Annotated in this window: 26 protein-coding genes; 9 read left to right on the top strand and 17 right to left on the bottom strand. The window is 69.7% G+C overall.

The window, feature by feature from the left end; genetic code table 11:
• Window positions 1–5 precede the first annotated feature (5 nt).
• Both ACXYMW_RS02055 and ACXYMW_RS02050 read left to right on the top strand, forming a co-directional pair.
• Window positions 6–1013: a four-carbon acid sugar kinase family protein gene (locus ACXYMW_RS02055; RefSeq protein WP_459033625.1), complete on the top strand. Its 1008-nt coding sequence runs from the start codon at window positions 6–8 to the stop codon at window positions 1011–1013.
• A gap of 30 nt (window positions 1014–1043) precedes the next feature.
• Window positions 1044–1766, top strand: a complete 723-nt coding sequence (locus ACXYMW_RS02050; RefSeq protein WP_459033624.1) for a FadR/GntR family transcriptional regulator — start codon at window positions 1044–1046, stop codon at window positions 1764–1766.
• Between the two features lie 115 nt (window positions 1767–1881).
• On the opposite strand, the gene ACXYMW_RS02045 is transcribed toward ACXYMW_RS02050, so the two are convergent.
• From ACXYMW_RS02045 to dctP, 7 genes are all read right to left on the bottom strand, one after another.
• Window positions 1882–3396 (bottom strand): aldehyde dehydrogenase (NADP(+)), encoded by a 1515-nt coding sequence (locus ACXYMW_RS02045; protein ID WP_459033623.1) that lies wholly within the window; start codon window positions 3394–3396, stop codon window positions 1882–1884.
• Window positions 3393–4133 (bottom strand): ribonuclease activity regulator RraA, encoded by a 741-nt coding sequence (locus tag ACXYMW_RS02040; RefSeq protein ID WP_459033622.1) that lies wholly within the window; start codon window positions 4131–4133, stop codon window positions 3393–3395. The genes ACXYMW_RS02045 and ACXYMW_RS02040 overlap by 4 nt, the downstream gene beginning before the upstream one ends.
• A gap of 11 nt (window positions 4134–4144) precedes the next feature.
• The gene (gene araD, locus ACXYMW_RS02035) at window positions 4145–5878 is read right to left on the bottom strand and encodes an L-arabinonate dehydratase (protein ID WP_459033621.1); all 1734 of its coding nucleotides are present in this window, start codon (window positions 5876–5878) and stop codon (window positions 4145–4147) included.
• A 5-nt stretch (window positions 5879–5883) separates the two neighbouring features.
• Window positions 5884–6051 (bottom strand): hypothetical protein, encoded by a 168-nt coding sequence (locus ACXYMW_RS02030; protein WP_459033620.1) that lies wholly within the window; start codon window positions 6049–6051, stop codon window positions 5884–5886.
• An 11-nt stretch (window positions 6052–6062) separates the two neighbouring features.
• Window positions 6063–7379 (bottom strand): TRAP transporter large permease, encoded by a 1317-nt coding sequence (locus tag ACXYMW_RS02025; RefSeq protein ID WP_459033619.1) that lies wholly within the window; start codon window positions 7377–7379, stop codon window positions 6063–6065.
• Window positions 7369–7890: a TRAP transporter small permease subunit gene (locus ACXYMW_RS02020; protein ID WP_459033618.1), complete on the bottom strand. Its 522-nt coding sequence runs from the start codon at window positions 7888–7890 to the stop codon at window positions 7369–7371. Before ACXYMW_RS02020 ends, ACXYMW_RS02025 begins: the two co-directional genes overlap by 11 nt.
• Before the next feature lie 63 nt (window positions 7891–7953).
• Window positions 7954–8976, bottom strand: coding sequence for a TRAP transporter substrate-binding protein DctP (gene dctP / locus ACXYMW_RS02015; RefSeq protein WP_459033617.1), 1023 nt, complete (start codon window positions 8974–8976; stop codon window positions 7954–7956).
• A 132-nt stretch (window positions 8977–9108) separates the two neighbouring features.
• Here dctP and ACXYMW_RS02010 point away from each other — a divergent pair, with 132 nt between their 5' ends.
• Complete coding sequence (locus ACXYMW_RS02010; RefSeq protein ID WP_459033616.1) at window positions 9109–9840, top strand: GntR family transcriptional regulator; 732 nt, start codon at window positions 9109–9111, stop codon at window positions 9838–9840.
• A 154-nt stretch (window positions 9841–9994) separates the two neighbouring features.
• On the opposite strand, the gene ACXYMW_RS02005 is transcribed toward ACXYMW_RS02010, so the two are convergent.
• The 3 genes from ACXYMW_RS02005 to ACXYMW_RS01995 are packed head-to-tail and all read right to left on the bottom strand — an operon-like array spanning window position 9995 to window position 12993.
• Entirely contained in the window at window positions 9995–10759 is a 765-nt protein-coding gene (locus tag ACXYMW_RS02005) for an ABC transporter ATP-binding protein (RefSeq protein ID WP_459033615.1), read from the bottom strand.
• Entirely contained in the window at window positions 10753–11814 is a 1062-nt protein-coding gene (locus ACXYMW_RS02000) for a FecCD family ABC transporter permease (RefSeq protein ID WP_459033614.1), read from the bottom strand. The genes ACXYMW_RS02005 and ACXYMW_RS02000 overlap by 7 nt, the downstream gene beginning before the upstream one ends.
• 45 nt (window positions 11815–11859) lie before the next feature.
• On the bottom strand, window positions 11860–12993 hold the full coding sequence (locus tag ACXYMW_RS01995) for an ABC transporter substrate-binding protein (protein WP_459033613.1): 1134 nt from the start codon (window positions 12991–12993) through the stop codon (window positions 11860–11862).
• 123 nt (window positions 12994–13116) lie between these two features.
• Between ACXYMW_RS01995 and ACXYMW_RS01990 the strand changes: the two genes are divergently transcribed.
• Window positions 13117–13872 carry a class I SAM-dependent methyltransferase gene (locus ACXYMW_RS01990; RefSeq protein WP_459033612.1) on the top strand — a complete coding sequence of 252 codons (756 nt, stop codon included), beginning with the start codon at window positions 13117–13119 and terminating at the stop codon, window positions 13870–13872.
• 211 nt (window positions 13873–14083) lie between these two features.
• Here ACXYMW_RS01990 and ACXYMW_RS01985 read toward each other — a convergent pair whose 3' ends face one another.
• From ACXYMW_RS01985 to ACXYMW_RS01955, 7 genes are all read right to left on the bottom strand, one after another.
• Complete coding sequence (locus ACXYMW_RS01985; RefSeq protein ID WP_459033611.1) at window positions 14084–15079, bottom strand: Gfo/Idh/MocA family protein; 996 nt, start codon at window positions 15077–15079, stop codon at window positions 14084–14086.
• Window positions 15076–15963: a sugar phosphate isomerase/epimerase family protein gene (locus ACXYMW_RS01980; protein ID WP_459033610.1), complete on the bottom strand. Its 888-nt coding sequence runs from the start codon at window positions 15961–15963 to the stop codon at window positions 15076–15078. The genes ACXYMW_RS01985 and ACXYMW_RS01980 overlap by 4 nt, the downstream gene beginning before the upstream one ends.
• A 20-nt stretch (window positions 15964–15983) precedes the next feature.
• The gene (locus tag ACXYMW_RS01975; RefSeq protein WP_459033609.1) at window positions 15984–16817 is read right to left on the bottom strand and encodes a carbohydrate ABC transporter permease; all 834 of its coding nucleotides are present in this window, start codon (window positions 16815–16817) and stop codon (window positions 15984–15986) included.
• The gene (locus tag ACXYMW_RS01970) at window positions 16817–17746 is read right to left on the bottom strand and encodes a carbohydrate ABC transporter permease (protein ID WP_459033608.1); all 930 of its coding nucleotides are present in this window, start codon (window positions 17744–17746) and stop codon (window positions 16817–16819) included. The genes ACXYMW_RS01975 and ACXYMW_RS01970 overlap by 1 nt, the downstream gene beginning before the upstream one ends.
• A gap of 73 nt (window positions 17747–17819) precedes the next feature.
• Window positions 17820–19034: an ABC transporter substrate-binding protein gene (locus tag ACXYMW_RS01965; protein ID WP_459033607.1), complete on the bottom strand. Its 1215-nt coding sequence runs from the start codon at window positions 19032–19034 to the stop codon at window positions 17820–17822.
• A complete protein-coding gene (locus ACXYMW_RS01960) occupies window positions 19031–19981 on the bottom strand; it encodes an alpha/beta hydrolase fold domain-containing protein (protein ID WP_459033606.1) in 951 nt (316 codons plus the stop codon). Before ACXYMW_RS01960 ends, ACXYMW_RS01965 begins: the two co-directional genes overlap by 4 nt.
• On the bottom strand, window positions 19978–20682 hold the full coding sequence (locus tag ACXYMW_RS01955; protein WP_459033605.1) for a GntR family transcriptional regulator: 705 nt from the start codon (window positions 20680–20682) through the stop codon (window positions 19978–19980). Before ACXYMW_RS01955 ends, ACXYMW_RS01960 begins: the two co-directional genes overlap by 4 nt.
• Before the next feature lie 124 nt (window positions 20683–20806).
• Here ACXYMW_RS01955 and ACXYMW_RS01950 point away from each other — a divergent pair, with 124 nt between their 5' ends.
• From ACXYMW_RS01950 to ACXYMW_RS01930, 5 genes are all read left to right on the top strand, one after another.
• A complete protein-coding gene (locus ACXYMW_RS01950; RefSeq protein ID WP_459033604.1) occupies window positions 20807–21883 on the top strand; it encodes an ABC transporter ATP-binding protein in 1077 nt (358 codons plus the stop codon).
• 191 nt (window positions 21884–22074) lie between these two features.
• The gene (locus ACXYMW_RS01945; RefSeq protein WP_459033603.1) at window positions 22075–22809 is read left to right on the top strand and encodes a FadR/GntR family transcriptional regulator; all 735 of its coding nucleotides are present in this window, start codon (window positions 22075–22077) and stop codon (window positions 22807–22809) included.
• Window positions 22810–22832: 23 nt separating this feature from the next.
• Window positions 22833–23813: a C4-dicarboxylate TRAP transporter substrate-binding protein gene (locus ACXYMW_RS01940; RefSeq protein WP_459033602.1), complete on the top strand. Its 981-nt coding sequence runs from the start codon at window positions 22833–22835 to the stop codon at window positions 23811–23813.
• 109 nt (window positions 23814–23922) lie between these two features.
• Entirely contained in the window at window positions 23923–24450 is a 528-nt protein-coding gene (locus ACXYMW_RS01935) for a TRAP transporter small permease (protein WP_459033601.1), read from the top strand.
• Window positions 24447–25718: a TRAP transporter large permease gene (locus ACXYMW_RS01930; RefSeq protein ID WP_459033600.1), complete on the top strand. Its 1272-nt coding sequence runs from the start codon at window positions 24447–24449 to the stop codon at window positions 25716–25718. The genes ACXYMW_RS01935 and ACXYMW_RS01930 overlap by 4 nt, the downstream gene beginning before the upstream one ends.
• Window positions 25719–25727: the final 9 nt, after the last annotated feature.

Genomic DNA, 25727 nt, shown 5'->3' with positions numbered 1-25727 from the left:
CCCGCATGCACATCGTCGCCGACGACCTGACCGGCGCGCTCGACAGCGCGGCGGTCTTCGCCGGGCGCGGCGCGCGGGTGCGGGTGGCGACCGGGCCGGAGGGGTTGGGCGAAGCGCTGGCCTCGGCGGCCGAGGTCGTGGCGGTCAGCACCAACAGCCGCGACGGCAGCGCGGCCGAGGCGACGGACGCGGCGCGGCGCGTGGCGGCCGATCTGGCGGGCCGCGCGGGCCTTCTCTTCAAGAAGATCGACAGCCGCCTGAAGGGCCATATCGCGGCGGAACTGGCGGAACTGGTCCCCCAGCACGCCCGGCTGGTGGTGAACCCGTCGATCCCGCGGGTCGGCCGCACCTGCCACGGCGGCGCGGTCACCGGCGCGGGCGTCGCCGAGCCGATCCCCATCGCGCCACGGATCGGCCGCGCCGTCAGCGTGCATGACACCGATAGTGCGGGCGCGCTGGCCGCCATCCTTCCCGCCGACCTCACGAGCGCGACCTATGTGGGCGCGGCCGGGCTGGCCGAGGCGCTGGCCGACCGGCTCTATCCCGGGCCGGTACGGGACGTTTCGCGCCTGCCGCGTCCGGCCATTCTGGCCATCGGGTCGCGCGATCCGGTGACCGCGGCGCAGGTGGCCGCGCTGGCCGGCGTGCCGATCTGCGACGCGCCGAATGGCGTGGCGACGGACCTGCCACGCGCGCCCTGCCTGGTGCTGCGGATGACGCAAGGGGCTGCCCAGGTCTCTGGCCCCGAGGCCGCCGCGGCCTTTGCCGGGACGCTGGCCCGCGCCCACGACGCGCTGCGGCCGGCGACGCTTTTCGCCTGCGGCGGCGACAGCGCCGCGGCGCTGCTGGCGCGGCTGGGCATCGGCCAGCTGGACGTCGCGGGCGAGGTGCTGCCGGGCGTGCCGGTCTCCCGCGATGCCGGCGGTGCGGGGCCCTGGTTGGTGACCAAGTCCGGCGGCTTCGGCGAGGCGGACACGCTTGTCAAACTTGTAAATAGGCTGACCGCGGGCTAAGCCCTTGCGGGTCAAAGGACGGGGCCGCACATGCCGAGCGAGAAGACCAAGCCGAAGATGCCGCTGGCCGAGAAGGTCTACCACGCGCTGCATGCCCGCATCCTGAACGGTGACTATCCCGCCAACGAGAAGCTGCCGCCGGAGATGCAGCTCTCCGAGGAGTTCGGCGTATCGCGCCCGGTGCTGCGCGCCGCGCTGGAACGGCTGCGCGAGGACGGCATGGTGCAGTCGCGGCAGGGCGCCGGCAGCTTCGTGCGGGCGGTGCCGGCGAGCGTACCGCTGGGCTTCGCGCGGGTCGAGACGCTGGCTGACATCCAGCGCTGCTACGAGTTCCGCATCAATCTGGAGACCGAGGCGGCGGCGCTGGCGGCAGAGCGCCGCAACGACGCGGCGCTGGCGGAGATCGACCGCGCGCTCGACCTCCTGCGCGACGCCACCGGGTCGCTGCAGCACCGCGAGGACGCCGATTTCATGTTCCACGGCGCCATCGCGAAGGCCTCGAACAACCAGTATTTCGAGGCCACCTTCCGGGCGCTCCGCGAACACGTGAATGTCGGCATGAAGCTGCACGGCGAGTCGCTGATGACCGACGGGCGCAAGGGGCTCGAGGCGGTGCTGCAGGAACATGCCGGCATCTTTGCGGCGATCCGCGCAGGCGATGCCGAGGGCGCCCGCGCCGGCATGCGGGCGCATCTCGAACATTCGCGCGACCGGCTGTTCGGCGGTGGCCTGCTCGACCTGAGGATGGGCTGAGGCGCGGGCGCCCTCCGCCCGGCCGCAGCGCGCTTCCGGGCGAACGCAGCCGGCCTGTGGCGCGCAGCGGTCCGTGACGGAGGGGGAGCCGCCCGGCACCGGGCCGGGCGGAAGGTCAGGCCAGATCGCCCGCGATCAGCGCTTCGGGCAGGTTCTGGTAGCAGACCGGGCGCAGGAAGCGGCGGATCGACAGCGTGCCGACGCTCGTGGCGCCGAAATTGGTCGAGGCCGGGTAGGGCCCGCCATGCACCATGGCATCGGCAACCTCGACCCCGGTGGGGAAGCCGTTGACGAGGATGCGGCCCGCCTTGCGCTCGAGGATCGGCAGCAGGCGGCGCGCGGTCTCGGCGTCGCCCTCCGCCATGTGCAGCGTGGCGGTGAGCTGGCCGTCGAGGCCGCGGGCGAGGGTCTCCATCTCGTCCGCGCCTTCCACCCGGACGACGAGGCCGAGCGGGCCGAAGACCTCCTCGCCCAGGCCGTGATCCTGCAGGTAGGCCGCGGCGTCGGTCTCGTAGAGGTTGGGCCGCGCTTCGCGGCCGTCGCTGTCGGTGGTGAGCACGGGCCGGACGGCGTTGCGGCTCGCGAAGCGGGCCTGACCGTCGCGGTAGGCCTGCGCGATGCCCTCGGTCAGCATGGTCTGGGCAGGCGCCTCGGCGAGCGCGGCCTTGGCGGCGGCAACCACGGCATCGCCGGCGGGGCCGGCCTGCACCACGGCGATGCCGGGATTTGTGCAGAACTGCCCGGCGCCCATCAGCAGCGAGGCGGCCCAGGCCGTGCCGATCTCGGCGCCGCGGGCCGCGACGGCCTCGGGCAGCAGGAACATCGGGTTGACCGAGCCCAGCTCGCCGAAGAACGGGATCGGCTCGGGGCGCTGCGCGCAGAGGTCGAAGAGCGCGCGGCCGCCAACCAGCGAGCCGGTGAAGCCCACCGCCTTGATCAAGGGGTGCTGCACGAGGGCCTGGCCGACATCGCGCTTGCCGCCCTGGATCAGCGAGAACACCCCGGGATGGAGGTCGCAGCGTTGGATCGCGGCGTGCACCGCCTCGGCAACGATCTCGCCGGTACCGGGTTGGGCGGAATGGCCCTTGACCACGACCGGGCAGCCGGCGGCCAAAGCCGCGGCGGTGTCGCCGCCGGCGGTGGAGAAGGCGAGCGGGAAGTTCGAGGCGCCGAAGACCGCGACCGGACCGATGGGCCGCTGCACCATGCGCAGGTCGGGGCGCGGCAGCGGCTGGCGGTCGGGCAGCGCCACGTCGTGGCGGCGGTCGAGATGGCCGCCCGCGCGGATGTGGCTGGCAAAGAGGCGCAGCTGGCCCACCGTGCGGCCGCGCTCGCCCTCGAGCCGGGCCTCGGGGAGGCCGGTCTCGGAGGTGCCGATGGCGGTGATCTGAGGCCCGCGGGCGTCGATCTCCTCGGCGATGGCCTCAAGGAAGGCGGCGCGGTCCTCCCGGGAGGCGTAGCCGTAGGACCAGAACGCTTCCTCGGCGGCCTCGCAGGCGGCATCGACCAGGGCGGGGGTGCCGACGGAATAGGCGTGCGCCGTGCCATGCGCCGGCTCGGAGCGGAAGGTGGTCTCGCCCGCGATCCACGCGCCGGCGATCAGGTGTTTGCCGTGGGGGGTGAAGCTCATGCCGGGGCTCCCGTCTTGTCCCTGGCCTTCTGCCAGGCCTCGAATTTCTCGCGGTTCTCGTCCTTGGTGCAGGGATAGAGGCCGATGATCGGCGCGCCGGCCTCGACCTCCTCCAGCACGAAGGCCTCGAAATCCTCCATGCCGGCGCAGGCCTCGGCGATCTCGTCTGCGAGGTGCGCGGGGATCACCATGACGCCGTCGCGGTCGCCGACCAGCACGTCGCCGGGGAACACCGCCGCATCGCCGCAGGCGATCGGCACGTTGATGTCGAGCGCCTCGTGCAGGGTCAGGTTGGTGGGCGCCGAGGGCCGGGCGCAATAGGCCGGCATGTCGAGCTCGCCGATGCCATGGGCGTCGCGGAAGCCGCCGTCGGAGACCACGCCGGCGCAGCCGCGCACCGCCAGCCGGGTGACGAGGATCGAGCCGGCGGTGGCGGCGCGGGCATCCTTGCGCGCGTCCATCACCAGCACATGTCCCGGCGGGCAGGTCTCCACCGCCACGCGCTGGGGATGGTCGGCGTTGCGGAAGACCTCGAGCGGGTTGCGGTCCTCGCGCGCCGGAATGTAGCGCAGGGTGAAGGCCTGGCCGACCATGTTCTGCGCCTTCGGCGCGACCGGGGCCACGCCCTGGATGAACTGGTTGCGCAGGCCGCGCTTGTAGAGCTGGGTGGCGATCGAGGCGGTGGAGACCCGCATCAGGATCGCGCGGGTGGCCTCGGAGAGGACGTAATCGGTCATCGCTGGGTCCGTCAGAAGATGTCCGGCTCGCCCGCGGCGCGGCCGAAATCGGTTTGCAGGTAGTCGAAGTCGCAGCCGGTATCGGCCTGGCCGACATGGCGCGAGAACATGTAGCCCCAGCCGCGCTGGAAGCGGGGTTCGGGCGGGGTCCAGGCGGCGCGGCGGCGCTCGAGTTCCGCGTCATCCACCAGCATGTCGAGCCGGCGGTTGGCAAGATCGAGGCGGACGATGTCGCCGGTTTTGAGCAGCGCCAGCGGGCCGCCGACGAAGCTCTCGGGCGCGGCATGCAGCACGCAGGCGCCGTAGGAGGTGCCCGACATGCGCGCATCCGAGATCCGCAGCATGTCTCGGTGGCCCTGCTTGATCAGCGCCTTGGGGATCGGCAGCATGCCCCATTCGGGGAAGCCCGGGCCGCCCTGCGGGCCGGCATTCCTGAGCACCATGACGGTGTCGGGGGTGACGTCGAGCTCCTCGTCGTCGACCGCGGCCTTCATCTCGGGGTAGGAGTCGAAGACCAGCGCCGGGCCCTCGTGGTGATAGAAGCGCGGGTCGCAGGCGGCGGGCTTGATCACCGCGCCGGAGGGGCAGAGATTGCCCTTCAGCACCGCCAGCGAGCCCTCGTGGTAGACTGGGTTCGTGAGCGGCCGGATGACGTCGTCGTTGTAGACCTCGGCGCCCTCCAGCTCCTCGCCCAGGCTGCGGCCGGTGACCGTCAGGCAGGAGGTGTCGAGCCGCTCGGCGATCTGCGCCATCAGCGCGCGCAGGCCGCCGGCGTAGAAGAAGTCCTCCATCAGGTAGTCCTTGCCGGCGGGGCGCACGTTCGCCACCAGCGGCGTGGTGCGGCCCAATGCGTCGAGATCGTCGAGCGTGAGGTCGATGCCGGCGCGGCGCGCCATGGCGATCAGGTGCACCACGGCATTGGTCGAGCAGCCGGTGGCCATGGCGACGATGGCGGCGTTTTTCACCGCGCCCTCGGTGATGATCCGGTCGGGGGTCAGATCCTCCCAGACCATCTCCACGATCCGCCGGCCGCAGGCCGAGGCCATGCGGGCGTGGCCCGCGTCCACCGCCGGGATCGACGAGGCGCCGGGCAGGGTCAGGCCCATGGCATCGGTGATCGCGGTCATGGTGGAGGCGGTGCCCATGGTCATGCAGGTGCCGGCGGAGCGGGCGATGCCGCCCTGCACGCCCTGCCACTCGGCGTCCGAGATGTTGCCGGCGCGGCGCTCGTCCCAGTATTTCCACGCATCCGAGCCGGAGCCGAGGATGCGGCCGGCATAATTGCCGCGCAGCATCGGCCCGGCCGGCAGGTAGATGAACGGCACCCCGGCCGAGATCGCGCCCATGACGAGGCCCGGCGTGGTCTTGTCGCAGCCGCCCATCAGCACCACGCCGTCGAGCGGGTGGGCGCGGATCATCTCCTCGACCTCCATCGCCAGCATGTTGCGGTAGAGCATCGAGGTCGGCTTGGTGAAGCTCTCGTCGACCGAGAGCGCCGGCATCTGCACCGGAAAGCCGCCGGCCATCTGCACGCCGCGCTTCACGTCGCGGACGCGCTCGGGGAAGTGGCTGTGGCAGGTGTTGAGCTCGGACCAGGTGTCGAGCACGCCGATCATCGGCCGGCCCTGAAACTCCTCCTCGGCGTAGCCCAGTTGCATCATGCGCGAGCGGTGTCCGAAGGAGCGCAGGTCGTCGGGGGCGAACCAGCGCGCCGAGCGCAGGTCCTTGGGGTCTTTGCGGGTCATGTCGGTCATCCGGTCAGGGCGAAGGTCAGCCAGGTCAGCAGCAGGGTCAGCGCGAGGCCGGCCAGTTCCGGCCAGTTGCCGAACTCGAAATGGTCGCGGCGCTCCTCGGTGGCGTATTCGCGGGCCGAGAGATCCTCGTCCTGGCGGGTGAGGTGATCGTCGTCGTCGGTCATGGTCTCACTCCTCAATCCAGCATTCTCGGCAGCCACAGGGCGAGGTCGGGGAAGAACAGCACCAGCGCCAGCCCGACGGCCTGCAGCGCGATGAAGGGCAGCACGGCGAGGAAGATGTCCTGCAGCTCGATCCCCTTGGGCGCCACCGACTTCAGGAAGAAGCAGGCCGGGCCGAAGGGCGGCGAGAGGTAGTAGATCTGGATGTTCATGGCGAAGAGCACGCCGAACCAGACCGGGTCGAAGCCGAGATCGATGACCACCGGGGCGAAGATCGGCACGGTGATGAAGATGATCGCGATCCATTCGAGGAAGGTGCCCAGCACCATGACGATCAGCATCATCACCGCGATCACCATCAGCGGCGGCACGTCGAGCCCGGTCAGCACGCCGCGCAGGAACTCGCCGCCGCCGATCCGGTTGTAGATGCCGATCAGCGACACCGCGCCCAGCACCAGCCAGATGATCGAGCCGACGGTGAGCACGGTCTGCCGCATGGCGTCGCGCGACATCGTCCAGTTCAGCTCCTTGCGGGCGGCGGCCACCACCAGCGCGCCCACGGCGCCGATCGCGGCGGCCTCGGTCACAGTGGCGACGCCGGAATAGATCACGCCCAGGACGGTGCCGATCAAGAGGCCGGGCAGGATCACGCCCTTCATGAACTTCAGCCGCTGGTGGAACGGCAGGGCGGTTTCCGGGATGTCGTAGACCGGGGCCAGCGCCGGGTTCAGGCGGACCCGGACGAGGATGTAGAGGATGTAGAGCGTGGCGAGGATCAGCCCGGGCACCGCCGAGGCGGCGAACAGCTGGGTGATCGAGACCTGGGCCGCGAGGCCGTAGATGATCAGCACCACCGAGGGCGGGATCAGCGTGGCCAGCGCGCCGGCGGCGCAGATGATGCCGATGGCGAGCTTCTTGTCATAGCCCAGCCGCAGCATCTGCGGCAGCGCGATCAGGCCCAGCATGACGATCTCGCCGCCCATGATGCCGGACATCGCGGCCAGCACCACGGCGACGATGCAGGTCTGCACGCCGACCGAGCCGCGGAAGCGCCCGCCGAGGATCGCCATCGAATCGAACAGCGACTTGGCGATGCCGGATCGCTCCAGCACGTTGGCCATGAAGACGAAGAACGGCACCGCGATCAGTTCGTATTTGTGCAGCACCTCCGAGACGTTGGCGGCGACCACGAAGAAGCCGGCGCGGGGGCCGAAATAGAGGATCGCGGTGGCCAGCGAGACCGTCAGCGTGGTGATGCCGAGCGGCACGCCGACCGCCATCAGCGCCAGCAGCGCGACGACGATCAGCAGGGTGATGATTTCAATGCCCACCGTCGATGTCCTTTTCGGTTCCCTGCACCCAGCGGATGATGTTGGCGACCAGCTGGGCCATGTAGAGAAGGCAGCCGATGACGATCAGCAGCTTCAGCAGCGTCGGCTGGATCGAGTTGAAGGCGGTGCCGGAATATTCCGTGCGGCCCAGCACCTTGGTCGCCGGGTGCCAGAGCGCCAGGGTCAGCACGAAGAGCGCGCCCAAGGCGATCAGCATCTGGCAGAGCCGGAAGACGCGCCAGACGCGCGGGCCGACGACGAGCTCCAGCATGGTGATCGAGATGTGGCGGTGGCGCTCGGTGACGTAGCCCACCGACAGGACCCAGGCGGCGGCGCAGAGCGTCATCGCCAGTTCGGTCGACCACACGGTCGGCGCGTCGAAGCCGTAGCGCAGCACGACCTCGAGGGCCGAGATCGCGATGCAGGCAAAGAACAGGACAGAGCAGCCCTGGCCGATGAAGACGCTGGCGCGGTCCATTCCATCGGCGTAGCGGGCCAGAACGCGTTTCATCGCATCCCCCGGCAAAGATGAGGGCGCCGCCCACGGGAGGCGGGCGGCGCCGGACAGGTCGGATTACTGGAAGAGGCCGATCTCTTTCATGTAGGCGAGGTTGGCGTCGAGCGCCTCCTTGGCCAGCTCGGACTTCTCGGCGTATTTCTCCCACTCGGTGCGGGCGACCTCGCGCAGCCGGTCGCGGTCCTCCTGCGCCCAGTCGATCACCTCGATGTCGTCGGCGGCGTCGTCGCGCTCGGCCAATTCGGCGTCGAGCTTGGAGACCTCGTCGGCCATCGCGTACATCGCGTCATACCACCAGTCGCGCAGCGCGGTCCGGTCCTCTTCCGACAGCGCCTCCCACTTGGCGGCGTTCACGGTGAACTGCATCGACGGCATCGAGTGGATGCCGGGATAGAGCGGGTAGGGCGCGACGTCGTGCAGGCCGGTTGCGTCGTTGTTGACATAGGCCGAGGCGTCGGCGGCATCGACGATGCCCTTCTCCAGCGCGCCGAAGACCTCGGAGAACGGGATCGAGACGGGCGAGGCGCCGGCGGCCTGGAACACCGCCGCGGCGAGGCCCTCGGGCGAGCGGATCTTCTTGCCCGACAGGTCGTCGAAGCCGCGGATCGGGGTGCGGGCGGGCAGCGCCTCGCGCGAATAGGGGCCGCAGGCCACCACCTTGACCTCGCCGCCGGTGACCGCGTCGGCCGCCTTCTGCATCATCGCCTCGCCGCCGCCGTCGCGGCAGAAGCCGAGCATCTGCTGGGGCGTGTCGTAGCCCGAGATCAGGTCGCCCATGATGGCATAGGCGGGCTCGAGCCCGGCGAAGTAGTTGACCGAGGTGAAGTCGCCGTCGATGACGCCGGCGGCCACCGCCTCGGGCGTGTCGCGGGCGGGGACGACCGAGCCGTTCGGGGTCAGCACGATCTCGATCCGGCCCCCGGTGCGCTCGGAGATCTGCGGCAGCCATTCCTCGGTCAGGTACTGGGTCGAGAAGTCGCCCGCGTTGAACGAGGTCTGGATGTTGAGCGTCTCGGCGCCGGCGGCCCCGGCGGCCAGCACGGCGGTGCCGGCGAGAAGTGCGGTAATTCTGCGTGACATGACGGTCCTCCCGAAAATCGGCGGCGCGCGGCCCCTCGCCGCTGCCTTGCTGGAACACTAATATATTAGTGTATCGTCCGCAAGCCTTCTGTATGATGTCGGGAAATCGGCGCGACAGGACGGGGCAAGACATTGGGACATTTCTCGAAATCACCGGATCTTCCGACCCCGCCGCTGGCCGGGCCGGGGCGCCCGGCGCGCCCCGCCTTCCGCAAGGCCAGCGTCAGCCAGCAGATCCACGACGCCCTGCGGGCCCGCATCCTGGCGCTGGAATTGGCGCCCGGGCAGAACCTCTCGCGCAACGAGATCGCCGAGTTCTACGGCGTCAGCCAGACCCCGGTGCGCGACGCCATGATGAAGCTCGAGGAAGAGGGCCTTCTGGCGATCTTCCCGCAATCCAAGACCCAGGTGTCGCGCATCGACGTGGACCAGGCCCGCGAAACCCAGTTCCTCCGGCTGGCGCTCGAGGTGGAGATCGCGCGGCGCCTCGCCGAGGCCGGCGCGGCCGCCGCGCTGCAGCCTGCCCGGACGGTGCTGGCCCAGCAGCGCGCGGCGCTGGAGGTCGGCGATCTCGACGGGTTTGCCCGTGGCGACCGCGATTTCCACCGTGCGCTCTTCGCCGCCGCCGGGGTCGAGCGTCTGTGGACGCTGATCCTCGAACGCTCCGGCCATATCGACCGGCTGCGCCAGCTCAACCTGCCCGATCCCGGCAAGGCGGGCGAAATCGTCGACTACCATACCCGCATCCTCGACCACCTGGCCGAGGGCGATGGCGCCGCGGCCGAGCGGGCGGTGCGCGGCCACCTGACCGGGACCCTGGCCCAGGTCGACCGCATCATCGCCCGGCATCCGGAATTCTTCTGAGCCGGCCGGGCCCGCGCCTCAAGTCGCTCCGCGGCGAGGCGCGGCTGCGTCGAGCCGGCAATCGGCCCCGGTCCCGTGGACGGCAGGTGCGACGCGGGCCCGACCCCGTCCCGGCCGGGGCCGGACGGCGGCGCGGAGCGATGGCCGCCTGGCGTTACTCCGCGGCCTGCCGCGCGGGGCCGTCGACGATCATCATCGGGCAGCCGCGCGAGCAGCGTTCGACCCGGCTGTCGATGCCGTAGAGCCGGCCGATCAGCTGTGGCGTCAGCACGTCCAGCGTCGGTCCGGTGGCCAGGATGCGCCCGCCCGCCAGCGCCATCACCATGGCGCAGGAGCGCATCACCTGGTTCAGATCGTGCAGCGCCAGGATCATCACCGCACCGGTCTCCCGGGCATAGCGGCGCAGCGCCTCGAGCACCTCGTATTGCCGGTAGAGATCCAGCGCCGAGGTCGGCTCGTCCATCAACACGATCCTGGGTCGCGTCACCAGGGTCTGCGCGATCGACACGGCCTGCCGCTGGCCGCCCGAAAGCTCCGGCAGCTGGCGCTCCGCCAGATGCGCCACGCCGAACCGGTGCAGCACGTCGTCCACCGCGGCGAGTTCCGCGGCCGAGAGCCGCCAGCCGCGGCCGTCCTGCTTCAGCGCCAGAATGATGGATTCGTAGACCGTCAGCGCGGCGCTCATGCCCGTGTCCTGCGGCATGTAACGCAGGTCCGCGCGCGTCGCGCCGCGCAGGCTTACGCTGCCGGAGCCGCGCAGCTGCCCGGCGATGCGGCGGAACAGGGTCGACTTGCCCGCCGCGTTCGCGCCGACCAGCGCCGTCAGGGCGCCGCCGGCGATGTCGGGCGTCGTGGCATCGGTCAGGATCTGGCGCCGCCCGTAGCGTGCGCCGACCCGGTCGAGGGCGAGGGCTACCACGATTTGCGTCCTTTCGTCAGGATCAGGGCGGCGAAGAAGGGCACGCCGACCAGCGCCGTGATGATGCCGATGGGCAGCACCGCGCCGGGCAGGAGCGCCTTGGACAGGACCGAGGTGGCCGACAGGATCACCGCCCCTGCGAGCATCGCGCCGGGCAGGAAAAAGCGCTGGTCCTCGCCCAGCAGAAGCCGCGCGACATGCGGCCCGACGATGCCGATGAAGCCGATGGTGCCCACGAAGGAGACCGGCACCGCGGCCAGCAGCGAGACGAGGAACAGCGCCTCGAGCCGCAGACGCTTGACCGGGACGCCCATCGCGGCGGCCCGCGTCTCGCCCAGGCGGATGGCGGTCAGCGCCCAGGCCCGGCGGGCGAAGAGCGGCGTGCAGACCGCGAGGATCGCGGCGCAGACCGCCACCTTGCTCCAGGTCGCCTTGGTCAGGCTGCCCATGGTCCAGAAGACCACCGCCGAGAGCGCCTGTTCCGAGGCGAAATATTGCAGCAGTGCCAGCGCCGCGTTGAAGCTGAAGACCAGCGCGATGCCCAGCAGGACGATGGTCTCCACCGTCACGCCGCGCAGGGTGCTGAGGCCGAAGATCAGGAGCGATGCCGCCATGGCCATGGCGAAGGCGTTGACCGGCACCATCAGCGCGACCGCCGCCGGAAACAGCGCCACGCCCAGCACCATGGCAAGCGCCGCGCCGAAACTCGCCGCCGCCGACAGGCCCAGGGTGAAGGGGCTGGCGAGCGGGTTGGCGAGGATCGTCTGCATCTGCGCGCCGGCCAGCGACAGGCTGGCCCCGACCGTCACCGCGAGCAGCGCCATCGGCATGCGGATGTCCCAGATCACCACGCGGGTCTGCAGATCGGCGGAGCCCGGCGCCAGGATCGTGCGCAGCACCTCCGGCAACGGGTAGCGCGCCGGGCCGAGCGAGACATCCACGGCCAGGGACAGCACCAGCAGCGCGCCGAGCCCGGCGAGGATCGCGATCCGGCGCGCGACGAGACCGCGATAGCTGATTGCGTGGGCGGAGGCGTTCGTCGAGAGGCTGGCCATCAGAGCTCCGGAAGCAGGGAGCGGCCGGCGGGCCGCCCCGTCAGGTCAGTGCGCGGGCGCATCCAGCGACACCCAGTAGCCGGGGCGGTACTCCACCGGCAGGAAGCGGTCGTGAAGCTCGGCCAGCGTCGCCTCGGGGTCGAGATCGGCGAACAGATCCGGGTGCAGCCAGGTCGCCAGCCGCTGCACGGCGACGAAGCTGTAGGGACTGTTGTAGAACTGGTGCCAGATGGCGTGCACCTGCCCGGTCTCCACCGCCGCCACGCCGGTGAAGGCGGGCCGCTCGGTCAGGGCCGCGAGCTTGCGGCGCGCCTCGGCCTCGTCGGCGCCGGGGCCGACACCGATCCATGCGCCGCCCGGCACATAGGCCTCCCAGTTGCCGCCGGTGACGACGATCTGGTCGGGGTCGCTGGCGATGATCTGCTCGGGGTTCACCGTGCCGAAGGTGCCGGGGATGAAGGGCGCGGCCATGTTCTCGCCCCCGGCCAGTTCGACGAAGGTGCCGAAATTGCCGTTGCCGAAGGACATGCAGCAATCCTCGGAATAGCCGCCGGCGCGCTCCACGAAGACCAGCGGCCGGTCGAGGTCGGTCTGGGCGGCGATCACCTCGGTCACCCGGTCGATCTGCGCCTCGTAGAACGCGATGAACTCGGCGGCGCGCTCTTCCTCGCCGAAAAGCTGGCCGATGATCTCCATCGACTTGGCGGTATGCTCGAACGGCTTCTCGCGGAAATCGACATAGAGGATCGGGATGCCGACCTTGGCGAGCTTGTCCTCGTACCCCGCCTCGTCGGTGGCCGCCTTGGCCTCGAGGTTCAGGATCATCACGTCGGGGTCGAGCGCGACCGCCTGTTCGATGTCGAAGGTGCCATCCTTGAAGCCGCCGAAGGTCGGGATCTCGGCCAGGTCCGGGAACTTGTCGGCATAGAGCGCATAGCTTTCGGGCGCCGCCTGGAGCAGGTCGTCGCGCCAGCCGACGACGCGGCGGAACGGGTTCTCGCCGTCCAGAACGGCGGCGAAGAAGATCTGCCGCCCCTCCCCCAGGATCACCCGGTCCGCCGGGCCGTCCAGCGTGACCTCGCGCCCGGTGATGTCGGTCAGCGTGAGGGGGTCGGCCAGCAGCGGCGTGGCCGGAAGGCAGGCCAGCGCTGCCGCGCTCAGCATCAGTCTCGGGATCATGTTCGAGTCCTCGGTTCCGGGGTTTGACCCCGGCATCATATTTCCGATAGTTCCAGTCAAGATATAAATTGACTGAATTTGTCGGTTAAGCGACAGGAGGCGAACACCCACGCGAGGACGAAGATGGACGCCCTGCCTCCGAGCAACCGCGACATTCGGGACGACATTCGCGAATATTGGTCCGACCGGGCCGCCACATTCGACGCCGATCCCGGCCACAAGATCGCCGAGGGCCGCGAAATGGCGGCCTGGGAGGCGTTGTTTCACAAGCATCTGGGCGCGGCCGAGGGGCGCAGGCTGCTGGACCTTGCCTCGGGCACCGGGGAAATCGCGCGGCTCTGCCAGCGGATGGGCTTCGACGTCACGGGTCTCGACTGGGCCGAACCGATGCTGGAACGGGCGCGGGCGAAACTGCCCGGCACGACCTTCCTGCAGGCCGATGCCGAACGCACCACGCTTCCGGCAGGCAGCATGGACGTCATCGTCACGCGGCATCTGGTCTGGACCCTGGTCGACCCGGCAGCGGCCTTTGCCGAATGGCACAGGGTGCTGGCGCCGGGGGGCCGGGTGCTGCTGGTGGACGGCGATTTCGTCAGCACGAGCTGGCTCGCGCGGCTCCTTCTCCGTCCGCAAGGGCGTGAGCGGGCCGCTACCGCGCGGCATCGTCGCATTCTCCGGCAGGTGCATTTCTCTCGCGGCGCCCGGGCCCGGGAGGTGGCGGCCCTGCTGGCCGAGGCGGGCCTGGCCGAGATCCGCATCGACACGCGGCTCGGCCCGATCCACAGGGCCCAGTTCCAGGCCATGGGCTGGCGCAAGTCCCTGCTGCGGGCGTCCGAACACCGCTATGCCATCAGCGCGAAGAAACCCGATCTGCCGTGACCCATGGCGGTTTGCGCTCCGCGCCGTGCCGCGCGACGGCATGGCGCAAAGCCACGCCCCGGTGACAATCGTCGCATACCCGGCCCCGGCGGGCGGTCTCGATCCGATCGACATGGATCGCGGGCGATTGCCCGGCACGGGTCCGCCGGCGGCTGGCCGGAGACCGCGCTCCGGCCGGCCGCCTCCTTCGATCTGCCGGCCCCCGGGGTCGCTAGACCTCGATCTGTGCGATCATCCTCTCGAGACGTTCCATCGCGCGCACGCCGTCCTCGATATCGGGCACTGCGCGCGGCTCTCCCCGGAGCATGGCGGACACGTCGGCCAGGAGCGCGGCGTAGCCCTTGTGATCCTCGTTCGCAGCGGCGGTGAAGTTCGGCCGCCAGCTCAGCGTGTCGCAGGCCGGATCGAGCCGCGCGCCGGGATCCTCGGCCTTGAAGGGCGGGTCGCGATAGAACGCCACGTCGATGATGTTGTCGACATGCAGCCGGGTGTGGTCGCCCATGATGCGCAGCTCCTCCATCGGCGTGCCGCGCGACTGCACGGTGCCCATGACGACGTTGCCGATGACCCCGCCCGCCGTGGTGAAGTTCAGGTTCAACAGCAGTTTTCCGGCCGCGGGAGAAGTGGCGCGCACCTGCATGTCGCCGAAATCCTCGCCGGCGAACCACGGGATCAGGTCCATGTAATGCACGCAATGGTGCAGGTAGAAGCCGGTATAGTCGGGTTCGCCTTCGAAATAGGTGGGCGCGGTCATGTAGGCGCCGGTGATCCCCAGCACCTCGCCGAAGGTGCCGCCTGTCAGGGTGTTCATGGCGATGCGGTTGCCGGTGGAATAGCGCTTCATGAAGCCCACCATCACCGGCTTGCCGGCGCGGCGCGCGGCCTCGGCGACCTCGCGGGCGCCGGCGGCATCGGCGGCGGGGGGCTTCTCCATGAAGACCGGCAGCCCGGCCTCGAGCGCCGCGATGGCGGCGGCGCGGTGCAGGTCCGGGCCGACCGCCATGCCGACGGCGTCGAGGCCCCCGGCCGCGATCATCTCGCGAAAGTCGGTGTGGCAGGCGGTGACGCCGTATTCCGCGGCGGTGCGCGCCAGCGCCGCGCCGTCGCGGTCGCAGAGCGCCGCGATGCGGATGTCGTTGCGGCCGAGCTGCGGCAGCAGCATCTGGCGTGCGTGGCGGCCGCAGCCGATCCATCCCATCCGGATCATTGATCGACCTCCGCCAGCGCAAGAGCGTTGCGCACGACCCCGAGACCGGCGCGCAGCTTGGCGCTCTCGTCCTCGTGCGGCGCCCGCCAATGCGCGATGGGCAGGGCGACGCGGTCGTCGTCGCGGCGGAACGGCTCGAGCGAGATCGGCCCGGCATAGCCCGCCTGGGCGAGCGCGCGCATCACCGCGGGCCAGTCGATATGGCCGGTGCCGGGATGGCCACGGTGGTTCTCGTTGGCCTGGAAATGCGCGATGCGCGGGCCGGCCATGCGGATCGCATCGGGGATCGAGCGCTCCTCCATGTTCATGTGGAAGGTGTCGAGCATCAGCTTGAGGGCCGGGTTGTCGACCGCGTCCACCACCTCGCAGGCCTGCCGGGTGGTCGACAGGATGTCGGTCTCGAACCGGTTGAGCGCCTCGACCGCGAGGATGACGCCCGCCGCCTCGGCATGGGGCGCCACGGCGCGCAGGCCCTCGATGGTGCGGGCGGCTCGGGCGGCGATGTCGGCGTCGCTGCGCGGCACCGGCGGGCGGCCGGCAAAGACCATGGGCTCGCCATAGAGCGGCCCGCCGACGATGCCCGCGCCCATTTCGGCGGCGATGTCGACGCAGCGCCGCAGGTAGTCGAGGCCGCCCTGGCGCGCGGCTTCGTCCTCGGAGGCGATGGAGCGCTGCGGGTTCACCCGCGCGGCGAGCACCGTGAAGAGGCCGGCATCGGCGGCGGCGCGGCGCACCTCGGCCGGGCTCAGATCGTCGTCGGGCTCCGGCACGAGAAGCTCGACAAAGTCGAAGCCCAGGTCGCGCGCCTTGCCGAAATAGGGCAGGTGGGCGCGGGTGAAGGGGCGCGCGAACTGCATGGAGATGATGCCGATCGGGTTCTGCACGACAGGTCCTCTTGGGTTTGTCAGCCCTTCACCGCGCCCTGGGTCAGGCCGGAGATCAGGCGTTTCTGGACGAGAAGGAACAGCACGGTCGCGGGCAGGGCGCCGACGATGCCGCCGGCGGTCAGCAGGCCCCACTGCACCTCGTATTCGCCGATCAGCGTCTGCACGGCGACGGTGATCGGGCGCACCTCGCGGCCGCCCAGCGTCAGGGCGTAGAGGTATTCGTTCCACGACGTGATGAAGATGTAGATGCCGGTGGCGATGATCCCCGGCAGGCAGAGCGGCAGCACCACGCGGCGCAGCGCCTGCAGGCGGGTGCAGCCGTCGGTCATCGCCGCCTCGTCGAGCGAGCGCGGGATGCCGTTGATGTAGCTCACCATCATCCAGATCGAGAACGGGATGGCGATGGTGGAGTTCGCGATAATCAGCGCCGCATGCGTGTCGAGCAGTCCCAGCACGCGCATCAGCACGAAGAGCGGCAGGATCAGCAGCACCAGCGGGAACATGTTGATGAGCAGGAACTGCAGCATCAGGATGCGCTTGCCGCGGAAGTTGAAGCGGGAGAAGGAATAGGCCGCGGTCACGCTCAGCGACAGGCCGACGATCACCGTGCCGCCGGCGACGATGAAGCTGTCGAGCAAATTGTCGGCGAAGCCCACGGTGGCAAACAGCCGGGCGTAGTTCTCGAGCGTCGCGTTGAGCAGCGACGGGCCATGGGTGAAGAGCGTGGACTGGTCGCTGACCGAGGTCACGAACATCCACAGATAGGGGCCCAGGGTGAAGGTCAGGATGGCCAGCATCGGCAGATCCACGGTCAGCACGCGGCGCAGGGTGGAGGGGGGACGAAGCGCCATCAGGACACCGCCTTTCCGGTGCGCCGCAGGTAGAAGACGACCACCCCCATCAGGAGCAGCGTGAACAGCACCGCGATGGCCGAGCCGTAGCCGAAATCGAGGTTCGTCCGTGCCTTGATGAAGGCGTAGAGCGGCAGCGTGTGGGTGGCGTAGCCCGGCCCGCCGCCGGTCATCACGAAGATCACGTCGAAGCTGTTGGCGACCCAGATCAGGCGCAGCAGCACGGCGGTCATCATCACGCCGGCGATGCCCGGCAGGGTGATGTGCCAGAACTGCCGCCAGGCGCTGGCGCCGTCGATGGCGGCGGCCTCGTAATAGCTCTGCGGGATCGCCTGCAGCCCGGCGAGGATCATCACCGCGAAGAACGGAAAGCCCTGCCAGGTCAGCGTCAGGATGATCGAGGCGAGCGCGTAATCGGGATCGGCCAGCCAGGGGATCGATTGCTGGATCAGCCCCATGCGCAGCAGGAACTCGTTCGCGACGCCGTAATTGCTGTCGTAGATCCACGTCCACATCAGCGCGATGACCACCGAGGGCAGGGCCCAGGGGATGATGATCAGCGCGCGGGCCAGCGGCCGCCAGGGGAATTGCTGGTTCAGGAGCAGCGCGGTGACAAGGCCCAGCAGAAGCTGCGCCGGGATCGTCGTGCCCATCCAGATGATCGTGTTGCGCAGCGAGATCCAGAAAACCTCGTCGCCGAGCGCGGTGCGGAAGTTCTCCAGCCCCACCCAGTCGAAATCGTTGGGGCGGAAGAGCACGTAATCATGCAGGCTCATCCAGGCGGTCTGCACCATCGGGAAGAACACGATGGCCAGCGTCACCAGCACCGCGGGCGACAGCATCGCATAGGGCAGAACGCGGCGCCCCAGCGCGGCGCGGCGGCCATGGCGGTCAGGAGGGTAGAGATCGGTCACGGTCGCATCCGTCATGGCACGCGGCTTTCGGCTGTCGAAAGGAAGGGGCGCGGTCCGGGCGCCCGCGGGGACGCCCGGACGCAAAGCGTCACTCGGCGAAGAGCTCGGCGATCGCCTCGTTCATCGCGGCCGCCTCGATGTCGCCGGTCAGAACGCGCTGCATCTGCGTCGGCCAGACGGTGTTGACGAAGTCGGCCGTGGCGTTGCTCGAGGGCAGCATCTCGGCGAAGGGCAGGCTGTCGACCGTCGCCTGCACGAAGCGTTGCGGGTGCAGCGACCAGCTCTCGCTGTCGGCCTTGACCACCGGCAGCTGGCCGGTCGCCTCGTTGAACATCGTGTTGTTGCCTTCGGAGGACAGGAAGGAGATCCACTTCCACGCGGCCTCGGGATCCTCGGCATCGGCCATGATAGCGGTGCTTTCGTCGCCGAAGGCCGTCCAGCGGCCGCCATTGCATTCCGGCACCGGCGCGGCGGCGACATCCTCGCCAAGCGCCTCGACCATGCCGTTGGCCGATCCGATGTGGTGGATGGTCATCGCGGTCTTGCCGGCCTTGAAGGCGCCGATGATCTCCTGGAAGCCGTCATTCGGCGCGGAGGGCGGGAACACCCCGTCCTCGCGGAACAGGTCGGCCACGAACTGCGTGCCGGCGACGCCCGCCTCGGAGGTCAGGCCGTCGGTCAGGCTGACGCCCTCGCCGCCCAGGGTGAAGCTCGCCCAGTGGTCGTGACCGCCCTGCGCGCCGCGGAAGCCGAAACCGTAGGTGTCGGTCTGGCCGTCGCCGTCGGTGTCGCGGGTCAGCGCCCGGGCGACCTCGCGGAATTCCTCGCAGGTCGTCGGCACTTCGAGGCCCAGCTCCTCGAACATCGACGGGCGGTAGTAGAGGTAGAGCACGACGTATTGCACCGGCAGGTAGTACTGCGCGCCGTCCGGCCCGGCGGTCAGGGTCAGCAGGTTGTCTTGCAGCGCCTGGCGGCCGTCCCAGCCGGCCAGCCACTCGTCGATCGGCTGCAGCGCGCCCATCTCCACCAGCCGCGGCTGCGCGAACATCTTGACCATCGCCGCATCGGGGGCGTTGCCGCCGATCACCGCCGTGTAGAGCTGGTCGTAATAGCTGTTCCAGGGGATGTTCTCGGCCTCGACGGTGATGCCGGGATTCTGCTCCTCGAAGGCCGCGACAAGCTCGTCCATCGGGTTGTCGGCATTGTCGAAGTGATACCAGAAGCGCACCGTGCTGTCCGCCGCGGCGGCGCCCGCCGTCAGTGCCAGCGCCGCGGCCATCGCGGTCATCGTCTTCAGTCTCATGGTCTTCCTCCCAGTTGCGCCGCCCCTCCTCGGGCGGCGGTCGACGTGATGTCGCGGAACGCGGCGCCGGCGCGGGCGAAGGCGTCGCGCGCCTCCGGCAGGGCGGCGCCCATCTGCATGAAGCCGTGCACGACGCCCGCGATCCGGTCGCAGCGGTCGGCGCGTCCTAGTGCGGTCAGGCGTGCGGCGAGCCGCTCGGTATCCGACATGAGGGGGTCGAGCCCGGCGGCGTTCAGATAGAGCGGTGGCAGCGCGGCGAGCGCCGCGTCGCTGGCCGCCAGCGGCGCCACGAAAGGGTCGTCGCGGCGGCTGACGGGCGCGTACCAGTCCCAGTAGCGCATCATCTTGGCGCGGGTCAGGCCGGGCCCGTTCTCGCGGGTGCGGTAGCTCTCGGTGTCGAAATCGGCGCCGTAGACGCCGTAGAAGAGCAGCAGCGCGGCGGGTAGCGCCGCCTCCGCCGCAATCAGGCGCAGCGCCAAGGCCAGCGCGAGGTTGGCGCCGGCGCTGTCGCCGGCAAGGCTCCAGCGACGCTCCGGGTCGCAGGCGTCCCAGACGCGCGCCAGATCGTCGAGGCCGGCGGGGTAGGGGTGTTCGGGCGCCAGCCGGTAGTCGACCGTCAGCACCGGGCAGCCGCAGGCGTTGGCAAGACGCCGTGCCGCGCCCTCATGCGTCGCGGCCGAGCAGAAGGCCCAGCCGCCGCCATGGGCGTGCAGGATCGCCTCGGTGCCGGTGTCGTTCTCCGGCACGATCCAGCGGCCGGGCAGGCCCGCATGCATCACCGTGCGGGCGGTGCGCACCGCGGGCAGATCCGCGTTCCAGCGCAGGTTCGTGAGGTCCGCCAGCGCGCGGCCGTGCTGCGGCGCGAGCGTCGTCGGATCGGCGAGGCCCGCATCCTCGGCCCCGAGCCGGTCGAGCACCGCCTGCATGGTGGGCGAAGGGCCGGTCATGCCTCGGCGCCGGGGCTGCCGGTCAGGTCGGGGCCGAAATCCACGATGGTCGCGATGTGATGCGCCAGGAGGTCGTGCAGGCGTGCGCGGTCGCGCGCCTCCAGCGCTTCGATGATCGGCAGGTGCCGCTCGGCGGTTTCGGCCAGCGCGCGGTTGGGCTGCGAATTCAGGATCTTGAAACGGTGCGCGTGGATCAGGCAGCGGGTCAGGATCGGCGTGACCAGCGGCAGGTCCGCGGCCTCGAAGAGGCGCGTGTGAAAGGCCCGGTCGCGCACCGAGAGGCCGTATTCGTCACCGTCCCGCGCGGCGTTGCGCATGGCGTCGAGCAGCGCCCGCAGATCGGCCACGAGGCGTGCATCGGCGCGGGCGACGACGCGGTCCAGATGGGCGCATTCGACCTCGCGCCGGAGGCTCAGCAGCGCGCGGGCATCGTCTGCGGCGCAGGGGGCGACGCGGGTGCCGCGGTTGGGCTGGCGCTTCACGAGGCCCTCCTCGTTCAGCTGCATCAGCGCTTCCCGCACGGTGCCCTGGCTGCAATCGAAGCGCTGCGCGAGGTCCAGCTCGGTCAGAATCTGCTCCGGCGCGAGGATGCCCAGCACGATCTCCTTCTGCAGCGCCACGAACAGCGCATGGCTGCGGCGGGTCGACTGCCGCGGCACGAGATCCGTCACCGTGTCCTGACTGAAGCTTTCCACCGCCATGTATCCGTCCGGCCTTTCCCGCTCTGCCCAGTGCGGGCTTGCGTCTCATTATCGATATTGATAACGTCATCATTATCGATAACGCAACCCCAAATTTTGCGGGGCCCTGCGCGAGGAGGACAAGATGGCCGATATCCGTCTGAACGGGTTGGTGAAGAACTACGGCGCGGTGCGCGCCATCCACGGTGTCGACCTGACCATGAACGACGGCGAGTTCGTCGCCTTCGTCGGGCCGTCGGGCTGCGGCAAGTCGACGATGCTGCGGATGATCGCGGGGCTCGAGGAGATCTCGGGTGGCGAGCTGCGCATCGGCGGCCGCCTCGTGAACGATGTGGAGCCCAAGGGCCGCGACGTGGCGATGGTGTTCCAGGACTATGCGCTCTACCCGCACATGACGGTGCGCGAGAATATCGGCTTCGGCCTGAAGATGCGCGGGCAGAAGCCGGCGCAGATCGCCCCGCGGGTGGAGCAGGCAGCCGAGATCCTGCAGATCGGCGATTACCTCGACCGCAAGCCGGGCCAGCTCTCGGGCGGCCAGCGCCAGCGCGTCGCCATGGGCCGCGCCATCGTGCGCGAACCTTCGGTCTTTCTCTTCGACGAGCCGCTGTCCAACCTCGACGCCAAGCTGCGAGTGGAGATGCGCACGCAGATCAAGCGCCTGCACGCCATGCTGAAGACCACCATGGTCTACGTCACGCATGACCAGACCGAGGCAATGACGCTGGCCGACCGCGTGGTGGTGCTGCGCGCCGGCCGGATCGTCCAGGAGGGGCCGCCGATGGAGCTCTATACCCGGCCGAACTGCCGCTTCGTCGGCGAATTCATCGGCTCGCCGCAGATGAACGTGTTTTCCGGCGCGGTGGACCGCTCCTCGGGGGCGCCGAAGCTCCGCATGGGCAGCGTAACGCTGGATCTGGGCGAGGTGCCGGCGCGCGACGGCGCGAAGATCGACGTGGGCATCCGGCCCGAGCACTTGACCTGGGCCGACCCCGCCGCCGCCAACCTCACGCCGACCGTCGAGGTCTTCGAGCCCCTGGGCTCGGACACGATGGCGATCTGCCGGCTCGACGGCTGCGAGCTGACCGCGCGGCTGTCGCCGGACGTCGCGCTCCGCCGCGAGCAGCGCATCGGGCTGGGCTACGACCCGGCGCGCCTGCACTATTTCGACGGTGAGACCGGCGCCCGGCTCGACGCGGCCTGATCGCCTCCAGCCTGCCTCCGTTCGACCGAATCCGACCGCCCGGACCGCACTCGCGTCCGGGCGTTTTCCTGCAGTGCCGGGGGGCTGAGGCGGCAAGGCACCGCAGCGGCAGGATTCTTTCCCACTCCTTCCACCTTGCATCCTCCCGAACGCTGTGGTCCTATGGTCCAACCACAGGGGAGGCGTACGTCATGGTCGGACGCAGCGCAGTCGAGGACATCCGCGAAACGCTTCGCCGCGAGATCCTCGAAAAGTATTCGGCCGGGGATCTGCTGCCGACCGAGCGCGATCTTGCCGAGCGCTTCGACGTCTCGCGCAACACGATCCGCGAGACGATCATCCACCTCGAAGCCTTCGACCTGGTGCGCAAGACCAAACGCGGCCCGATGGTCACGCGGCCGGATTTCGGCACGATGTTCCGCGGGTTCACCCAGTTCTTCGGCACCTCCGCCGAGACCTTCACCGACGTGCTGAACTTCCGCCGGATCAACGAGACCGGCGCGGCGCCGCTGATGGCGGCCTACGTGACCGAGGCCGATCTGGCCGAGATGGAGGCCGCCAATGTCGGGATGCGCGAGGCGCTGACCACCGCCGACGCGGCCGGGCAGGACTTCCGCTTTCACCTCGCGCTGGTGGATGCCGCGCACAACGAGGTGCTGAGCCGCATGTACCGCGTGATGGCCGAGCCGATGCGCTTCTATCTCGAGGTCGGCAAGTCCCGGCGCCCGGCGACCGACGTGGCCTTCGACCAGCATGCCCGCATCATCGCGGCGCTGCGCGCGGGTGAGGCGGAGATGCTGTCGCGCGCCCTCGCAGAGCATTTCCAGCATTCGAGCGACACGCTCGCCGAATGGCTGGCCGACCGCGCCAAGGACGGCGCGACACCGACCCCCTGGCCGTCGCGGGACGCGGCTGCCGGAGACTGACTTATCCAAACGGGAGGATCCCAATGACCCTTGCCAAGCTCATGGCAGGCACCGCCGCGCTCACCCTCTGCGCCGGCACCGCGCTGGCCGAGACGACCATTCGCGTGGCCTACGAGAACAACCCCGGCGAACCCGCCGACCTGGTGATGAACCGCTGGGCCGAACTGGTCGACGAGGCCTCGAACGGCGAGGTGCAGCTCGAACTCTACCCCTCCTCGCAGCTCGGCTCCAAGCAGGACGTGATCGAACAGGCGATGGCCGGCCTGAACGTCGTCACCATCGCAGATGTCGGCTTCCTCACCGATTACGAGCCGGATCTCGGCATCCTGTTCGGGCCCTACCTCGCCGAAGACCCGGAATCGCTCTTCGAGATCTACCAGTCCGACTGGTTCCAGGAGAAGAACGAGTCGCTGCAGGCGCAGGGCATCCACATCGTCATCGACAACTACCTCTACGGCACGCGCCAGCTGCTCACCACGGAGCCGGTGCGCACGCCCGAGGATCTGGAAGGCCTGAAGATCCGCACCCCGAACAACGAGATGCAGATCAAGGCGATCGAGGCCATGGGCGGCACCGCCACGCCGATGCCGCTGGGCGAGGTCTACCCGGCGCTGACCCAGGGCGTGATCGACGGAGTCGAGAACCCGCTTCCGGTGCTCTACGGGCAGAAGCTGCACGAGCAGGCCAAGTACCTGACGATGATCGACTACCTGGTGAACACCTCGCTGTGGCTCGGCGGCCAGGCCTATTTCGACACGCTGCCGCCCGAGACCGTCGAGATGCTGCACGAGACCGGCCGCGAGGCGGGTCTCTACAGCCAGGAGCTGGCACAGGACTCGAACGACCAGATCCTTGCCGACATGGAAGCGGCGGGCGTCGAGATCATCCGCCCCGACCTGGCCCCGTTCCGCGACGCCGCACAGGCGGTCTACGGCGAGTTCCCGGAATGGTCCGACGGCCTCTACGAGCGCATCCAGGGCCTGATCGATGCGCAGGGGTCCTGAGCCGCGCTCCCCGGTCCGCGCATGCCCGACCGGGCGGCGCGCGGCCTTGTGAACCAACCGGGAGGCGGCGCCACGGCGCCGCTTCCGCCTCTGCCGGAGATTTCCAGACATGAGCTATCTCTTCCGGGGCGTATCCGGGGCCGCCGGCCTCCTGGTGCTCGTCCTCGTGGGCGTGACCGCGGTCTCGGTGGTGGCCCGCTACGTCTTTTCCGCGCCGTTCCAGTGGACCGAGGAATTCTCGGGGCTCCTGATGATCTGGATCGTCTTTCTGGGCGCCATCGGCTGCGAGTGGCGCAACGAGCACCTCACGATCGATGTGGTCACCTCGATCCTGCCCGGCAGCGCGCAACGCCGGATCGCGCTTGCCGTGGGCCTCCTCTCGCTCGGCCTCCTGGCCGCCATGGCCTGGCTCGGTTGGGACCTCGCGCAATCGGCCGTCACGAAGCGGACGCGCCTCCTGGGCATCTCCTGGTTCTGGATCGACCTCGCGGTGGTTGTGGGGGCCGCAGGCATCTTCATCGTGCTGGGCCGCAGGCTGGCGCAGGCGGTCACCGGGCGCCTGCGGATCGAGGACGACCCCGGCGCCGAACTGGCCTTCGTGCCATCGACGCCCGACCGGAAAGGGCCCGCGGCGTGACCTGGACCATTGTCATTCTGCTGATGTTCGCGCTCTTCGCGCTGAACATGCGCATCTACCTCGCGATGTTCGCGGCGGTGCTGGCCTATTTCGTGTTCTTCGCGGGCATTCCCCTGCAGATCGGCGTCCAGCGCCTGATCGCGCCGACGCAGAACACCTCGCTCCTGGCGATCCCGTTCTTCGTCCTGCTGGGCTCGCTGCTCGGCGCCACCGGCATCGCCTCGCGGCTCCTGGCGGTGGCGGATCTGCTGGTCGGCCGCCTGCGCGGCGGGCTGGGGCACACCAATGTCATGCTCTCGACCCTGATGGGGGGCCTCTCGGCCTCGAACCTCGCCGACGCGGCGATGATGTGCCGGATGGTCGTGCCGGACATGGAACGCGCGGGCTACCGCCTCGGCCAGGCCTCCGCGATCACCGCCGCCTCGTCGCTGATCACGCCGATCCTGCCGCCGGGCATCGCGCTCATCATCTACGGGCTGGTGGCCGACGTCTCGATCGGGTCGATGTTCATCGCCGGGATCCTGCCGGGGCTGCTCTGCGCCGCGCTGCTCTTCGCCGCCGTCTATGTCGTCGCCCGTCGCGAGAACCACGCGCCCTCGCGCGAGACCGCGCCCACCGCGAGGGACACCGGCATCACCATCCTCGCCGCCTGGCCCGCGATCCTGCTCATCGCGGTGATCATCGGCGGCATCCGCTTCGGCGTCTTCACCCCGTCCGAGGCGGGCGCCGTGGCGGCGGTCCTGACGATGGCGATCGGTCTCTTCGTCTATCGCGAGATGACCCTGCGCGATCTCACCGACGCCTTCGGGCAGACGGCGCGCCAGACCGCCGCGGTGCTGCTCGTCATCATGATGTCGTCGGCGCTGGCCTGGATCTTCTCGCTGGAGCGGGCGGGCGTGGCGCTGGCCGAATGGATCACGGTCCTGACGCAGAACCCGTGGCTGTTCCTGGTGGCGGTCAACGTCGTGTTGCTGATCCTCGGCATGTTCATCGAGGGCAACGCCCTTCTCATCATCCTGGTGCCGCTGCTGAAGCCGGTGGTCACGGACCTCGGCATCGACCCGGTTCATTTCGGCATCGTGATGATCCTCAACCTTGCCGTCGGCACGCTGACGCCCCCGGTGGGGACGGTCATGCTGCTGGTGTGCAACCTCACGAAATGTTCGGTGGGCGACTTCGTCCGGGACGGATGGCCCTTCATGGCGGCGCTGCTTCTGGCGCTTATGGCCGTGACCTTCGTGCCCGCCCTGTCGCTCGCCCTCGTCTGAAGAAAGGAC

The sequence above is a fragment of the Roseivivax sp. CAU 1761 genome (genome assembly GCF_054482755.1).
The sequence above is the reverse complement of the archived record's forward strand: the minus strand, read 5'-3'. Positions and strand labels throughout refer to the sequence as shown.